Below are 15,580 nucleotides of genomic sequence, written 5' to 3' on the forward strand. Positions count from 1 at the left end.
CTGAACCCTGATTGAAAATCGCTTTTCTTTCAACAAGTTAGAAGACTGTCCTGCGACGTTGTCCGGTGCCGTTTGCGACCCCGCGTCTCAATGTGGAGGCGTATTCTATAGATCCTGCAGCGGGCGTCAATGGCTTTTTAAATAAAAAGTCGTATAAACAGGAATTAGTTTAAACCGGGGCAAAATCGCACAAAAAACAAACAAAAAAGGCACCTGATCTGAGGTGCCTTATATTGATCCGATTAAATATTAACCGTTTTGATTATTCTGCTCATCTTCATGGATAGCATCATCCAGTTCGTCATCCGGATCTTCGTCCGAGCGTTTCACTACGATCCGCGACATCAGCAGGCCACACTCAAAGAGCAACCACATAGGCACGGCCAACAGACTTTGAGAGATTATGTCCGGCGGCGTCAGTAACATCCCCAAGACAAAACACCCCACCAGCACATAGGCCCGCTTGTCAGCCAGACTGTCTGCAGTCGTCGCCCCACTCCAGATCAGTAGCAAAGTGGCGATAGGAATCTCAAAAACGATGCCAAAGGCGAAGAACAGCTTAAGTACGAAGTTAAGATAACTACTTATATCTGTCATCACCGCGACGTTTTCCGGACCAACACTGGTAAAGAAACCAAATATCAACGGAAATACGACGAAGTAGGCAAAGCCAATACCTGCGTAGAACAAGATGATACTCGTTACCAGCAAAGGCACAGCAAGACGCTTTTCGTTGCTATACAAGCCTGGGGCTATAAACCCCCAGACCTGATGTAATACAAAGGGCATCGCCATGAATATAGAGAGCACCAGCGTCAGCTTAAACGGAGCGAAGAACGGCGAAGTTACATCGGTCGCGATCATACTGGTGCCTTCTGGCAACAGTGCTGTTAACGGTGCCGACAGGTAGGAGTAAAGATCATTAGCAAAGTAGAACAGACAGGCGAACAGAGCCAATACCAGAAGAACCACCCGCAGCAAACGCTGGCGTAGCTCTACCAGATGGGAGATCAGAGGTTGTTCCTGATCCTGTTCAGGTATGCTCTGTTGAGAATCGGTCATTCTTTATCAGATTTGGGTTGGCTGGAGGTTGAAGCCTGATCACCAGACTCCACCTTATTTGATGTATTGCCGGTCGCCGCAAACGGAGATTCGTTCAGCGACTCGCTAAATGGCGTCTGCATATCAGACAGCTCTTTATCCAGCTGTTCTTTATGGATAGCAGTCGTTCTCTTTAGCTCCTCCAGGCGCAACTCTTCAGAGATCTCTGACTGAATGCCCCCCAGGGTCCGGCGTATCCGCCCCACCCACATGCCTACGGTCTTTGCCGCAGTAGGAAGTTTATCCGGCCCAAGCACGATGAGTGCGACGACGGCAACGATTAAGATTTCAGCAAAGCCGATATCAAACATAAAAGGCGGCCCTGAGGCTTACTTCTCGGCTTTCTTGTCGTCTTTTACTTCTGCTTTCTCGGCAGAAGTGAAGCTGGCGTCATCCTTTTCTATCTTCTTTTGCTCATCCGCTTTGTTTTCTTCGTCAGTCACGGCTTTTTTAAAACCTTTGACCGCACTGCCCAGATCACCACCCAGGCCACGAAGTTTCTTAGTACCGAATAGCAGAACGATGATCAAAGCGACGATCAGTAACTGCCAGATGCTGATTCCACCAAAACCCATAATGTTTCTCCGTTACTACATGACCGCTCATCCGGCGATCAAAGCTGTTGATTGTTGCGAGTATCAGCGCCCGGCCTTCCGGACGCTCCTAACTTAAAAGCTTCCCGCCAGAGTACACAAGGTAGATTGATACCCACAGTGTTTTACAGGAATATCTTGTCGTATCTTGATCAGGATTTGGTTCTCGACGCTTTCTCTTCCAGACCAGACAGGTCAAAGCGGCGTGCCAGTTCATCCAGGACGGCCTGCGGCTCCTCTCCCAGGTGCGACAGCATGACCAGACTATGGAACCAAAGGTCGGCGGTTTCGTAGATCACATCGCTGTTATCACCGGAGGATTTGGCATCTTTGGCCGCCAACACGGTCTCGACTGCCTCTTCGCCGACTTTCTCCAGAATTTTATTCAGCCCCTTCTGGTGCAGGCTTGCTACGTAGGAGCTGTCAGCCGAAGCGTTTTTGCGCGCTTCCAGTACAGCACCCAACTGTTTCAGTACGTCACTCATAACACAGATTACTTATCGTAGATCTTCTTTGGGTCTTTGAGCACCGGATCGACCGCCACCCACTCTTCGTTTTCCAGGACGCTATAGAAACAGCTTTTTCTTCCTGTATGACAAGCAATTCCGCCCAGCTGCTCAACTTTCATCATGATTACATCGGCATCACAATCGATACGCAGTTCATGCAGCTTCTGCACATGGCCCGATTCCTCGCCCTTGCGCCAAAGCTTCTGGCGGGAGCGGGACCAGTAAATAGCACGCTGTTCCTGGGCGGTCAGTGCGAGCGCCTCTGCATTCATCCAGGCAACCATCAGGATCTCACCGCTCTGATAGTCTTGTGCGATGGCCGGAATCAAACCGTTGTCATCCCACTTAACCTGCGTTAACCATTGTTTCGACATGACTTCACAACTTCTTCAATCAGTGACTATGGCTGAGGAGCATAACTGATCACCGTCACTACGACTATACTCCTTTCCTGCCCGGGTGCTAACGCTTCACTAAAAGGTAGACACCAAGGCCTGCCAGCATCCAGCCACCGGCGGAGATATTGTCGAGTAGTTGTTTTAACTCTTCATTACCGCTGGCTAGCGCAAGCAAAATCAGTAGCGCTCCCAAATAACGGCTGCCTCTGCGCTTGAGGTCTGACTCATAACGCGCGCCGGCGTGAGCGCGACGTTCTCGCAGACGACTGTCATCCAGGCGACGCAACTGGTTCAGCGCATCATAAACCAACTGTGGTAGGTGGGGCGCTTTTTCCAGCCAGTCCGGAGCCTGCTGTTTGATACTGCGATAGACCGCTTTCGGTCCCATGCGCTCCTTCATCCAGTTTTCCAGATAGGGCTTGCCGGTCTGCCACAGATCCAGCTCAGGATAGAGCTGGCGCCCCAGGCCTTCGACATTCAACAGGGTTTTCTGCAACAGCACTAACTGGGGCTGCACTTCCATATTGAAACGGCGAGCAGTCTGGAACAGTCCCAGCAATACCTGCCCAAAGGAGATATCTTTCAGTGGCTTTTCAAAGATCGGCTCACACACACTGCGGATGGCCGTTTCAAAAGCATCGACGTTAGTATCTGCAGGCACCCAGCCAGAGTCGACATGGAGCTGGGCAACCTGACGGTAGTCGCGACGGAAGAAGGCCAGGAAGTTACGAGCCAGATAGCTCTGATCTTCCAGCGACAGGGAACCGATAATGCCGAAATCGACGGCAATATATTGTGGTTCGGAGGGATTATCCCGGGAAACAAAGATATTACCCGGGTGCATGTCGGCATGAAAGAAGCTGTCACGGAACACCTGGGTGAAAAAGATCTCCACACCGCGTTCGGCCAGCTTCCTCATATCGGTATTCTGGGCCTGCAGCTGCTTGACGTCGGCCACCGGGATACCATGGATCCGCTCCATCACCAGTACATTAGCGCGGGTGTAATCCCAGTAGATCTCAGGTACATAAAGGATATCTGAGCCTTCGAAATTGCGTCGCAGCTGTGAGCCGTTAGCCGCTTCCTTACGCAAATCCAGCTCATCAAAGATCGTCTGCTCATACTCAGCCACCACTTCCACTGGGCGCAACCGGCGCCCCTCACTCCAAAGCAGCTCAACCAGCTGGGCGAGGCTATAGAGCAGGGCGACATCTTTGCGGATGGTCTTAGCGATACCGGGGCGAATCACCTTCACCACCACTTCACGGCCATCATGCAATGTAGCCCTGTGGACCTGGGCAACCGAAGCCGATGCCAGTGGCTCTACATGGAAGTTCAGGAACAGCTGATCCACCGGCTGCTGTAATGCCTGCTCAATGATTTTCTGTGCCTGAGGGCCATCAAACGGCGGCACCCGGTCCTGCAACCGGGTCAGCTCTTCGGCGATATCATCCGGCAGCAGGTCCCTGCGGGTGGAGAGCATCTGACCAAACTTGATGAACACCGGCCCCAGCTCTTCCAGCGCCAGGCGCAGCCTTTCTGCTTCAGGCTTATCAGCCCTGATCAGGTAGCGCCAGGGAAGCAGCCACAACAGCAAGCGAACCGACAGAGGCATCGCATTGTGTTCAAGGAAGGTATCGAGACGGTATTGGGCGATAACCCGGGTGATTTTGAGGATTCGAAGCAGACGTCTCACTGGACGGGGGCCTTATATAACAACATTAAAGTAGAAGTATGCAGCGAGCCTGTTTAGTCGCTACACACCTGATTACGGCCATTTTCCTTGGCCTGATATAGCAGAGCATCTGCCCGACTGAACAGCGCATCCACGTTATCCCCCTCTTTGGCTTCGGTAACACCAAACGACATGGTGACGGTGACCGGCTTGCCATGAAAGTTAAACGGACTGGATTCCACCGCCGCCCGGAGTTTCTCCAATGCGGTAGCGGCTTCTTTACGTGCTGTGGAAGGCATTATGATAACAAACTCTTCGCCGCCATAGCGGGCAACGAAATCAGTACTGCGCAGGCTGCGGGTCAATACGCGGGCAATGAGGCGCAATACCTTATCGCCCGCCAGATGGCCATAAGTGTCATTAATTCGCTTGAAGAAGTCGAGGTCACAGACGGCAACAGATAGCGGCGCCCGGTAGCGGGCCCAGCGTTCACTCTCGGAGAAGATCTGATCATCATAGGCCGCCCGGTTGGGCAGCCCGGTCAGCGGATCGGTGCGCGCCTTCATCCGCTCCTCTTCCATGTGCGCCTTAACCTGCCGGGTCTCCTGCTCCATCTGTTCAACCTTACCCATCAGGCCTTCATAACGCTCCTGCATGCGGCTTTCGCGAGCCTCTTCAGAGCGTTTGAAGTTGTCCATCGCCCGCATAATGCCGACCAGTTGGCGGGTCACATTCTGCTTGAGTTCGGTAATCTCATTGGTGGTTTTCACCGCCTCGTTGAGCGCGCGCACATCCTTGCGCACCTGGCTATCTAACAGGCGCTGGCTCTGGCCGACGGCCGCCTGCTCTTTCTGGCTGTCCGACAGGAAGCTTTGCACACCGGTCAGCTGTTCGCTCAGGTTTATCAGGTAGCGTTCGAAGTCTTCACTGGCATTGTTGTTGGCCTTGCCGACCAGCGTAACCAGCTCGCGCATCAGGTCGGGAAGATCAGCCAGTTCAAAGCCCTTCTCAACCTCCTGCACCAGCTTCCGGGCCAGCGGTTTCTCTTCCTGCGGGACATAAAGGCAGGCGATAAGCTCCAGCAGCTCACTGGCGATATTCTGCAACAGCATGCGGGTATCACCATCAACCGGGGAAGGCCTTCCCGGCTGAAGGTCAAAGTCACTGACCTGATCCTGACTGATACGCAGTCCTGACTGGCATTCGGCCAACCGGGCGATCAGGTCAGGCAATTCATAGAGGCTGTCGACGGCCGACTGGCTGCTCTGGCTGAGTTCATTCAGATCACTCAGGCTGGACTGCTGGGTCGCGATCGCTTTCATATCCGCGATCCACTTCTGCAGACTGATCAGCAGACGCTTGGCATTGTCCTCACGGCGCGAATCCCGACTACGAATCAGGCTTCCGAGACGCTGCGTGACCGGCTTAAGCTCACGGGCACCGCCATCAACCAGGGTTTGCTTAAGCACCCGCAGTTCATTATCAAGATCGGCATCATCCCCCTGCAGGGCAATGGTCATTCCGGATACGAGCTGTTTAAGGCTCTCAATGGTCAGCTCCGCGGCTTTGGCATTGCCTTCGGTTTCCAGCGCCAGCTCACGGTATTTCTTTTTCCAGTCGTCTTGCTCCGATGCCACGCTGCTTCCTCTAATCCGTAAAGCGTCAGATCCCTGAAGGGAAGGTTGTCATCAAGATGTTAGTCTAACCCGTTAAGCGGTACTAAAAATAGCGGACATTTTAACCAAAAAAACCGCCATGAAGGCGGTTTTTTCCGTGAGCAGTTATAACCAGTATCAGTTTGCGCTCTGACGCTCCTGCTCAACCAGGTAGTTTACGACTTTCAGCATTTCCTGATGACCGCCGGCTGTCTGGGCCGTAATACGGTATTTACCGTTCACCACCATCGCCGGGACACCGGTAATCTGATAACCGCGGGCTTTCGATTCACCCTGCTTCAGCTTGGTTTCGACTGCAAAGGAGTTATACAGCTTCTTAAACTTTTTCTCATTTACACCCAGCTTGCCATAAAACTCAGCCAGTTTTTCCGGGCTGTTGAAACGTTTCTTTTCAATATGCACCGCATCAAAAGTCGCCTGATGGGTTTTATCCGTGGTTTTAAGCAGATCACTGATGTAATAAGCGCGCGCCAGCGGCTCCCAGCTGCGGCCAAACACGACAGGTATCCGGACAAAATTTACATCCTGCGGCTGAGCATGGTGCCAGCTTTGTACCAGCGGCTCGAAGCTGTTGCAGTGAGGGCATGGGTAGCCGAACAGTTCAACCACCTCCACCCGCTTCTTATCTGTCGTGGTAACAGGGAAAGGTAGCTTCTCATAGTGAACCCCTTCCTCATACTTATCAGCCGCCAGCGCAACCACCGGCAACAGTAATGTTGCGATCAGCAATCCAATTTTTTTCAGCATCTTTCATCTCCATTACAGTCTTCAAATCTGATGACTGGATATGACCTTTACCAAACCACTAAGTTCGCCTGTCCGGTATCTGCAACAGCGGGCAGCGGTACAGTTGCCCTGATCCGAGAAACGGCAGCGACAAAAAAGGCAGCCTAAGCTGCCTTTTCCGAACCGGGACTGAACTGATCAGTTCAGACCCTGAATGTAGCTTGCGACCGCTTTGATCTCGACATCGCTCATTTTAGCAGCAATATCGCGCATCATTTTATTCGGATCGTTTGCACGTTCGCCAACACGGAATGCTTTCAGCTGCTTCTCTACGTAAGCTGCATGCTGACCGCTCAGAGCCGGGAAGCCGGCCTGGCCGTTACCGTTACCGGTCGGGCTGTGGCAAGCGGTACAAGCCGCAATGCCTTTCTTGGTTACGCCTGCACGGTAGATGGACTGACCGGCAGCAACCTGATCTTTGGCAGCGTGACCGATGGTTGTCTTCTTAGAGGCAAAGTACGCAGCGATATCAGCCAGATCCTGATCGCTCATGCCGTCCAGCAGGCCGGTCATCTCAACCACCGGACGAGTACCGCCCTTGATCTCTTTCAGCTGTTTCAGCAGGTATTTTTCGTTCTGCCCCGCCAGTTTTGGAAAGTTGGCAATGGCGCTGTTACCATCGGCACCGTGACAAGCGGCACATACAGCAGTTTTCGCCTTACCCGCTGCAGCATCACCGGCTGCGTGAGCAACCCCTGTGATACCCAGGGTCAACATTAAGCTGATCAGTAGTTTATTCATCGACTAACCCAGACTCTTGCTTTTATAAAATTGCTTACGATCGCCGCTTAAGATTGGACCCGGACTTGCCGCGCGATGACCGTTTTATCCTCACCTTTTCCCTGCGATACTAGTGTATATCCCTTATCGCGGGTAAAATTTGGCGCAATTATAACCTAATATCCTTACAAACTGGAACGGCAAACCGAGTTCCAACAATCAGCGACCCCGAACCCATGTCAATAAACCCTTCCCAGCTGCGTTATAACAGCGCCAAGTTCAATATTAGTGCCGCGAAACTGCACCAGTGTCCAGCCGACTTTGGTGCAGAGGTAGCCTTTGCGGGCCGCTCCAATGCCGGTAAATCCAGCGCTATTAATACCCTGACCGGCAATAATAAGCTGGCCCGGACCTCCAAAACGCCCGGACGCACCCAGCTGATCAACTTCTTCGACCTGAATGTCGAAGGTGTTCGCCTGGTTGACCTGCCTGGCTACGGCTTTGCCAAAGTCCCGGTCGAAATGAAACTGCACTGGCAGAAACATCTGGGTGAGTATCTGGAGAAACGCCAGTGCCTGCGCGGTGTGGTGCTGGTGATGGATATTCGCCACCCGATGAAAGAGTTCGACCAGATGATGGTCGAATGGTGTGCCGCATCCCAGCTGCCGCTGCATGTGCTGCTGACCAAAGCAGACAAGCTGAAGCGCGGCCCGGCGCAGAGCACTCTGCTGATGCTGAAGAAAGAACTGAAAGCTGAACTGGGTGAGCTGGTCAGCGTACAGGTATTCTCTGCGCTGAAACGCCAGGGCGTCGATCAGTTGCAGCAGAAACTGGACCAGTGGCTGACCGCTGAAGCACCGCAGGATGACGCGGATCTGCCACATCAGGACGATGATTTCGCTGAGGACTAAGCAGTAGCAGGCAAAAAGAAGCCCCGGGAGACTTGGAAGGGGAACAAAGAAATCTCTCAGGGCTTCAACGCATGCTTGTTATGATAAGAGCTACCTACCGGCTTGGCACAGACTGATAGGTAAGCAACTCTCAGTAGTGAGAGTACGGAACCCGTTAAAGGTTCCGTCCCCGGCTCAATTAATGCGCCTGCTCCCAGTTGTCACCGATACCGGCATCCACCACCAGAGGGACATCCAGGCTGACGGCCTCTGCCATCATCTGTTTCGCCTGCTCAACAAAGCGGTCCAGCTGCGCTTCGGCCACTTCAAAGACCAGTTCATCGTGTACCTGCATAATAATGCGGGCATCCATATCACTTTCGCTCAGCCACTGATCGACCTGTACCATCGCCTTTTTGATAATGTCGGCGGCTGTTCCCTGCATCGGGGCATTAATCGCGGTACGTTCGGCGGCCTGTCGGCGCATGGCATTGCGGGACTTTATCTCCGGCAGGTACAGACGGCGGCCATACAGCGTCTCGACATAACCCTCTTCCGCCGCTTTCAGCCGGATCTCGTCCATATACCTCTGCACGCCCGGATAGGTCTCGAAGTAGTGATCGATATACTGCTTGGCCTCGTTACGGCCAATCCCCAGCTGTTTCGCCAGACCAAAGGCGGACATGCCATAGATCAGGCCGAAGTTAATCGCCTTGGCACTGCGACGCTGATCGCTGCTGACCTGATCCAGCCCCACCTTGAAGACTTCCGCTGCCGTGGCGCGGTGAACGTCGTCACCATGGGCAAACGCCGATAGCAGTCCCTGATCCTGCGACAGGTGCGCCATGATGCGCAGCTCAATCTGGGAGTAGTCTGCAGCGACGATCTTATAACCTTCAGGTGCCACAAAGGCCTGACGGATACGGCGGCCTTCGGCGTTGCGCACCGGGATATTCTGCAGGTTCGGATCGGAAGAGGAGAGGCGCCCGGTCGCGGTCACCGCCTGGTGATAGGAGGTATGGATACGCCCTGTGGCCGGATTGATCATCAGCGGCAGCTTATCGGTATAGGTGGATTTCAGCTTACTCAGGCTGCGATGCTCCAGAATCAGCTTCGGCAGCGGATAATCCAGTGCCAGCTCCTGCAACACCTCTTCTGCAGTCGACGGAGCCCCCTTCGGGGTTTTCTTCAGCACGGGTATCTTCTGCTCTTCAAACAGGATCTGCTGCAGCTGCTTCGGCGAGCTGAGATTGAACTCTTTACCCGCCAGATCAAACGCTTCCCGCTCCAGCTCCACCAGCCGGGCGGCAATTTCGACACTCTGCTCACCCAGCAGCCGGGCATCGACCCGGGCTCCATTGCGCTCGATACGCGACAATACCGGGATCAGAGGTTTCTCAATCTGCTCGAATACGGCCGCCAGGGCCTCATCTTTATTCAGGCTGGCATTCAGCGTCAGGTGCAGACGCAGGGTAATATCGGCATCTTCAGCCGCATAGGGCGCCGCCTGTTCCAGATCAATCTGATTGAAGGTCAGCTGCTTCTTGCCCTTCCCGGCGATATCCTCAAAGTGGATCGTCTTCATGCCCAGGTATCTGTCCGCCAGGCTGTCCATATCATGACGACTGGCGGTGGAGTTGAAAACATAGGATTCCAGCATGGTATCGAAGGCGACGCCTTTCAGCTCGATACCATAACGGGCCAGCACGTTCATATCGTACTTGATATGCTGACCGACCTTGAGCTGTTGATCACTTTCCAGCAGCGGCTTCAGTTTCTCCAGCAGGCGCGCGCGACTGATCTGTTCCGGCGCACCGACGTAGTCATGGCCACAAGGAACATAAGCCGCCTGGCCCGGCTCCACTGCGAAGGAGACCCCGACCAGCTCCGCTTCCATATAATTGAGGCTGGTGGTTTCGGTATCGAAGGCAAACAATTCAGACTGCGTCAGTATCTCCAGCCAGCTATCCAGCTCCGCTTCAGTGAGCACCAGCTGATAATCTGTTTCGATCTCATCGGCAGCCAGTTCGGCGGGGTCATTGCCATCAGCCACGGCAACCGGTCCGGCTTCCAGCGCCTGCACCCAGCTGCGGAACTCAAAGCGGCTGAACAGCGCTTTCAGCGCGTCGTTATCCGGCTGCGGCAACTGGAAGTCGTCGATCGACTCATGCAACGGCACATCCAGCTTAATCGTGGCCAGCAGGTAGGAAAGCTCCGCGGCTTCGCGATTATCCTGCAGCTTTTTCGGCATGATCTTGGAGCCGCGAAAGCCCAGCGCCGGGATCTTATCCAGATTGTCGTACAGATCCTTAATCCCGCCGATCCCCTGCAACAGAGCCAGTGCGGTCTTCTCACCCACGCCCGGCACCCCGGGAATGTTATCGACCTTATCGCCCATCAGGGCCAGATAATCGATGATCAGGTGCGGTGGAATACCGAACTTCTCTTCCACCCCGGCAACATCCATATGACTGTCGTTCATGGTATTGATCAGGCTGACATGCTGGTCCACCAGCTGCGCCATGTCCTTATCGCCGGTCGAGATGATTGTGGCACGCCCTTTTTCGCTGGCCTCGCGGGCCAGGGTACCGATCACATCGTCCGCCTCAACGCCCTCCTCAACCACCAGTGGCAGCCCCATGGCGCGGATAATGTCGTGGATCGGTTCGACCTGCAGCCGCAGGTCATCCGGCATCGAAGGACGCTGGGCCTTGTATTCCGGATAGATCTCGTCGCGGAAGGTCTTGCCTTTGGCATCGAATACCACCACCACCGGACTGTGCGGATACTGATTAATCAGACTGCGCAGCATCGACGTCATTACCCGAACGGCGCCGGTGGGCGTACCATCAGAGGTACGCAGGTCCGCCTGCTGCGAGGCAAAGAAAGCGCGGTAGAGGTAGGAAGAGCCGTCCACAAGGATCAGCGGTGCAATCTGCTCGGTCATCAGAGTATCCGTTATCAGGTCCACAATTAGTGGCCCATCATAAAGGATCAGCCCGGCCGACATAAACTGCCTGAAGGCCAAAAGCTTCAGGTACAATGAAAAGATGCAAAATTGTAGTGAGGAGGACACTCACCATGCTTAAATACTTGCTGCTGGTGCTGCTATTGTTAGCACCTTCGGTTCAGGCGGAAGCCATTTCAGCGGACGATGAAAACGAACCTCAGGTAACCATCCGCCACGATGCGGGTAAAACCTATTACGAGTACCGGGTGGGCGGCGAGCTGCGAGAGATCAAAGTCGTCCCGGAGAATGGCAAACCTTATTATCTGGTGCCGGCGCAGGGCGAGTTTATCCGCCACGAAGAGTCACAGCTGCTGGTTCCCAAATGGATTCTGTTTAGTTGGTAATATGGCTGTATATACTGAAGTAACCGAGGCTGACCTGAACGGCCTGCTGGCTGATTATGATCTGGGTTCGCTGGTTTCGATGCAGGGCATCGATGGCGGCATCGAAAATACAAACTACTTTGTGACCCTGCAACAGGGCGACAAAACCACTGAGTACGTCCTGACACTGTTTGAAGAACTGAGCCAGGAAGAGTTGCCGTTCTTCGTCGAGCTGTGCCAGTGGCAGGCCGACCGTGGGGTGGATGTCCCCTACGCGATCCGGGATCGTAACGGTATTGGCCTGAAACGCCTTAACAACCGCCCGGCCGTGCTGCAACCCCGCCTGCGAGGCGGCCATGTTGCACAACAGGATCTGACCCCTGCCCACTGCGCATCTGCCGGTAAGGTACTGGCGCAGTTCCATAATGCCGGTAGGGATTTCTACCTCAAGCGACAGGCGCACCGGGGTGTCTTCTGGTGGCGCCGGGAAAGTGCCAATATCAAGTCCCACCTGCAGCAGGAAGACGCTGAGCTACTGATGGATGAGGTGTCCGCCTTCGATCAGCTGCGCGAACAGCCGGGTGATCTGCCTATGGGAGTGATCCATGGCGACCTGTTCCATGATAACGCGCTGTTTGAAGGCAGTGATATCACCGCCCTGCTGGATCTTTATAACGCCGCCACCGCCTACTTTCTCTATGACCTGGCCATTGTCGCCAACGACTGGTGCACCAATGCCGACGGCAGCATCGATCTGGCCCGCGAACAGGCACTGCTGGAAGCCTATGCAGCGGTCCGTCCCTTTACCCCGGACGAGCAGCAAGCCTGGCCGGTACTGGCACGCACAGCGGCCATGCGCTTCTGGCTCTCCCGCCTGATCCCATGGCTGGGCATCGCCCAGGAGATGCGCAGCGATGATGCCCCGGAGATGAAGCTGAAAGATCCTGACGAGTTGAAGCAGATTCTGCTCAACCGCCGTCAGTTCCCGACCTCTCTGCCCGCCTGATCACACCGCTGCTTTGAGACGGGGCTGCAGCTTTCGCCCTGTCTCGCTATAATCCCACCACTGAATATTCATACAGTCTTTTAGATCACAGGTCAGCCGCGATGGACGTAACCCACATAATTGATTCCCTCAATGATGCCCAGCGTGAGGCTGTTACCGCGCCGGCACAGAATATGCTGGTACTGGCCGGCGCCGGTTCCGGTAAGACCCGGGTGCTGGTGCACCGTATCGCCTGGCTGATCCAGACCGAAGGGATGTCGCCCTATTCCATTATGGCGGTAACCTTTACCAACAAGGCGGCGAAGGAGATGCGCGGCCGTATTGAGGACCTGCTGAACCTTAACCCGCGCGGCATGTGGGTCGGCACCTTCCACGGCCTGGCCCACCGCCTGCTGCGTTCGCACTGGCAGGATGCCGGCTTACCGGAAAATTTCCAGATCATGGACAGTGACGACCAGTTGCGGGTAATCAAGCGACTGGCAAAAGAGGCCGGACTGGATGACAAGCGCTGGCCGGCGAAGCAGTTCCAGTGGTATATCAACGCCAAAAAGGATGAGGGACTGCGCGCCGCCCATATCGATGCCTGTGGCGATATGATCGAAGGCACCATGCTGAAGATGTATGAAGCCTATGAAGGGGCCTGTGAGCGCGGCGGCATGATCGACTTCGGCGAGCTGCTGTTGCGCTCTCTGGAGCTGCTGCGCGACCGTAAGCCGGAACTGCTGGCCCATTACCAGCAGCGCTTCCGCTACATCCTGGTGGACGAATTTCAGGATACCAACAGCATCCAGTACGGCTGGTTGCGCCTGCTGGCAGGTAACAGCGGCAAGCTGATGGCAGTCGGCGACGATGACCAGTCGATCTATGGCTGGCGCGGTGCCAAGATCGAGAATATCCAGAACCTGTCGCACCACTTCGACGACCTGCTCACCATCCGCCTGGAACAGAACTACCGCTCTACCGGCAATATCCTCCGTGCCGCCAACAACGTGATCCGCAATAACCAGGGCCGGCTGGGCAAAGAGCTGCACGCCAACACCGGCGACGGCGATAAAATTGCCCTCTATGCCGCCTTCAATGAGCAGGATGAAGCCCGCTTTATTGTCGACCGTATCGAGAGCTGGATCTATAAGGGCAATAAGCGCGCGGATTCCGCCATTCTCTATCGTTCCAACGCCCAGTCGCGGGTACTGGAGGAAGCGCTGATCCGCAGCGGCATCCCTTACCGCATCTACGGTGGCCAGCGCTTCTATGACCGCCTGGAGATCAAGAACGCCCTTGCCTATATGCGCCTGCTCAGCAACCGCGATGACGACACGGCGATGGAGCGGGTGATCAACGTCCCGACCCGGGGCATCGGCACCCGCACTATCGAGGAGATCCGCTCGCTAGCCCGTGAACAGGGCATCTCCATGTGGCGCGCTGCCAGCGAGATCGTTGCTAACCGCGCCCTGCCCGCCCGTGCAACCAATGCGCTGGCAGCTTTTCTGGAACTGGTCAGCAATATGGACAGTGCCACTCAGGGCGTCGAACTGCATGAGATGGCCGACCATGTGCTGCAGAGTACTGCGCTGATCGACCACCACCTGAAGGAGAAAGGTGAAAAGGGCCAGTCGCGGGTCGAGAACTTACAGGAACTGGTCAATGCGGCACGTCAGTTTGCCAATAGCTGGAGCGAAGAATTTGCCGACGAATTCAGTTCACCGCTGGCCGCCTTCCTGGACCAGGCGGCGCTGGATGCCGGGGACGCTCAGGCAGATGAGCACCAGGACAGCGTACAGCTGATGACCCTGCATTCGGCCAAGGGCCTCGAATTCCCACTGGTCTTCCTGGCCGGTATGGAAGAAGGCCTGTTCCCCCACAGTATGTCGGCAGAGGAACCCGGCCGGCTGGAGGAGGAACGACGGCTCTGTTATGTGGGCATTACCCGCGCCATGGAGCAGTTACAGATCACCTATGCCGAGTCGCGCCGGATGCACGGCCAGGAGAACTATAACCGGCCCTCGCGCTTTATTCAGGAGATCCCGATCGATCTGCTGGAAGAGGTCAGGCTTAACGCCAGTGTCAGTCGCCCGCTGACCGCCCGCAGCGATACCCGCTCCAGCCTGCGACAAAGCAGCTCACTGAAAAATGCCGAGGTGCCATCAACCAATCTGGCGCTGGGCCAGCGGGTGATGCATCAGAAGTTTGGGGAAGGGACAGTGCTGAACTTTGAAGGGGACGGCCCTAAGGCACGGGTTCAGGTGAACTTTGACTATGAAGGGGTGAAGTGGCTGATGGTCGGCTTTGCTAACCTGCAGCCGATCGGCTGATCGGGCTGATAGTGAAAAAACCGGGACGGGTTCCCGGTTTTTTCAGAAGCCGGACAGGCCGATATTCAGTTGAGAGCTGTCCTGATGCTGCCAGAGTTCAACACAATACCCCGGGACAACCATCAGTTCGCAGTCATCGCCATTATCCAGCCGCCCCTGCATATGCCCCTCAAGGGCTGAAACCAGGTGATCGGTATCATCGTCATGGGCAAAGCGATTGATAATCTGACTAAAGCTGTACAGCTCTTCAAAGATACTCACCACCACCCGGTTAACCGGATCGATCTTAGCCGCACCGCTATAAATATGTTCCTTACGCTCATATTCATCTTTATGCAGCCAGAGGCAAAGTGATGGTTGCTCAATCTTCAGACCATGCTTGGTACTCATCAGGTACTCCCACAGCTTGAAGCTATCCAGCTCAACCAGGCGGGAACGGGTCTCATCATTCTGATTGCGGGTCAGACAATGCACCAGCTTTTGCGACTGATGAAACTCAGGCCGGGCTGCGCCCTGAGCGTAGGTCGCTACTTCGAGTTCGTTTAATATTGCCATTGCACTTAATTACGACTCCTTCCGTG

The 15,580-nt window shown here is 54.8% G+C and carries 15 protein-coding genes; 4 read left to right on the forward strand and 11 right to left on the reverse strand.

All coding sequences use genetic code 11. From position 1 onward, the window contains the following. Positions 1-249 precede the first annotated feature (249 nt). From tatC to Q354_RS0115155, 9 genes are all read right to left on the reverse strand, one after another. Entirely contained in the window at positions 250-1,062 is an 813-nt protein-coding gene (gene tatC / locus Q354_RS0115115) for a twin-arginine translocase subunit TatC (RefSeq protein ID WP_027858342.1), read from the reverse strand. Next, entirely contained in the window at positions 1,059-1,412 is a 354-nt protein-coding gene (gene tatB, locus Q354_RS0115120; RefSeq protein ID WP_027858343.1) for a Sec-independent protein translocase protein TatB, read from the reverse strand. Before tatB ends, tatC begins: the two co-directional genes overlap by 4 nt. A gap of 18 nt (positions 1,413-1,430) precedes the next feature. After that, entirely contained in the window at positions 1,431-1,676 is a 246-nt protein-coding gene (tatA, locus tag Q354_RS0115125; RefSeq protein WP_027858344.1) for a twin-arginine translocase TatA/TatE family subunit, read from the reverse strand. Between the two features lie 170 nt (positions 1,677-1,846). Then, positions 1,847-2,179: a phosphoribosyl-ATP diphosphatase gene (locus tag Q354_RS0115130; RefSeq protein ID WP_027858345.1), complete on the reverse strand. Its 333-nt coding sequence runs from the start codon at positions 2,177-2,179 to the stop codon at positions 1,847-1,849. A gap of 8 nt (positions 2,180-2,187) precedes the next feature. Beyond that, positions 2,188-2,577: a phosphoribosyl-AMP cyclohydrolase gene (gene hisI, locus Q354_RS0115135; RefSeq protein WP_027858346.1), complete on the reverse strand. Its 390-nt coding sequence runs from the start codon at positions 2,575-2,577 to the stop codon at positions 2,188-2,190. Between the two features lie 88 nt (positions 2,578-2,665). Continuing rightward, positions 2,666-4,297 carry a ubiquinone biosynthesis regulatory protein kinase UbiB gene (gene ubiB, locus Q354_RS0115140; protein ID WP_027858347.1) on the reverse strand — a complete coding sequence of 544 codons (1,632 nt, stop codon included), beginning with the start codon at positions 4,295-4,297 and terminating at the stop codon, positions 2,666-2,668. 53 nt (positions 4,298-4,350) lie between these two features. Next, on the reverse strand, positions 4,351-5,913 hold the full coding sequence (locus tag Q354_RS25985; protein ID WP_051560181.1) for a GGDEF domain-containing protein: 1,563 nt from the start codon (positions 5,911-5,913) through the stop codon (positions 4,351-4,353). 156 nt (positions 5,914-6,069) lie between these two features. Beyond that, on the reverse strand, positions 6,070-6,699 hold the full coding sequence (locus Q354_RS0115150; protein WP_027858348.1) for a thiol:disulfide interchange protein DsbA/DsbL: 630 nt from the start codon (positions 6,697-6,699) through the stop codon (positions 6,070-6,072). 177 nt (positions 6,700-6,876) lie between these two features. After that, positions 6,877-7,479 carry a c-type cytochrome gene (locus Q354_RS0115155; RefSeq protein ID WP_027858349.1) on the reverse strand — a complete coding sequence of 201 codons (603 nt, stop codon included), beginning with the start codon at positions 7,477-7,479 and terminating at the stop codon, positions 6,877-6,879. A gap of 215 nt (positions 7,480-7,694) precedes the next feature. On the opposite strand from Q354_RS0115155, the gene yihA reads away from it, so the two are divergent. Then, positions 7,695-8,369 carry a ribosome biogenesis GTP-binding protein YihA/YsxC gene (gene yihA / locus Q354_RS25990; protein ID WP_036230108.1) on the forward strand — a complete coding sequence of 225 codons (675 nt, stop codon included), beginning with the start codon at positions 7,695-7,697 and terminating at the stop codon, positions 8,367-8,369. Between the two features lie 178 nt (positions 8,370-8,547). Here the strand turns inward: yihA and polA are convergent, their stop codons facing one another. Further along, positions 8,548-11,295, reverse strand: coding sequence for a DNA polymerase I (gene polA, locus Q354_RS0115165; protein ID WP_027858350.1), 2,748 nt, complete (start codon positions 11,293-11,295; stop codon positions 8,548-8,550). Between the two features lie 134 nt (positions 11,296-11,429). On the opposite strand from polA, the gene Q354_RS0115170 reads away from it, so the two are divergent. The 3 genes from Q354_RS0115170 to uvrD all read left to right on the forward strand — a co-directional run bounded on the left by Q354_RS0115170 (position 11,430) and on the right by uvrD (position 14,999). Then, positions 11,430-11,702 carry a DUF2782 domain-containing protein gene (locus tag Q354_RS0115170; RefSeq protein ID WP_027858351.1) on the forward strand — a complete coding sequence of 91 codons (273 nt, stop codon included), beginning with the start codon at positions 11,430-11,432 and terminating at the stop codon, positions 11,700-11,702. A gap of 1 nt (position 11,703) precedes the next feature. Continuing rightward, positions 11,704-12,687, forward strand: a complete 984-nt coding sequence (locus Q354_RS0115175) for a homoserine kinase (RefSeq protein WP_027858352.1) — start codon at positions 11,704-11,706, stop codon at positions 12,685-12,687. 101 nt (positions 12,688-12,788) lie between these two features. Then, on the forward strand, positions 12,789-14,999 hold the full coding sequence (gene uvrD, locus Q354_RS0115180) for a DNA helicase II (protein WP_027858353.1): 2,211 nt from the start codon (positions 12,789-12,791) through the stop codon (positions 14,997-14,999). Between the two features lie 42 nt (positions 15,000-15,041). Here uvrD and Q354_RS0115185 read toward each other — a convergent pair whose 3' ends face one another. Further along, positions 15,042-15,554, reverse strand: coding sequence for a hypothetical protein (locus Q354_RS0115185; protein WP_027858354.1), 513 nt, complete (start codon positions 15,552-15,554; stop codon positions 15,042-15,044). Positions 15,555-15,580: the final 26 nt, after the last annotated feature.

Source organism: Marinobacterium jannaschii DSM 6295, from assembly GCF_000620085.1.
GTDB lineage: Bacteria > Pseudomonadota > Gammaproteobacteria > Pseudomonadales > Balneatricaceae > Pontibacterium > Pontibacterium jannaschii.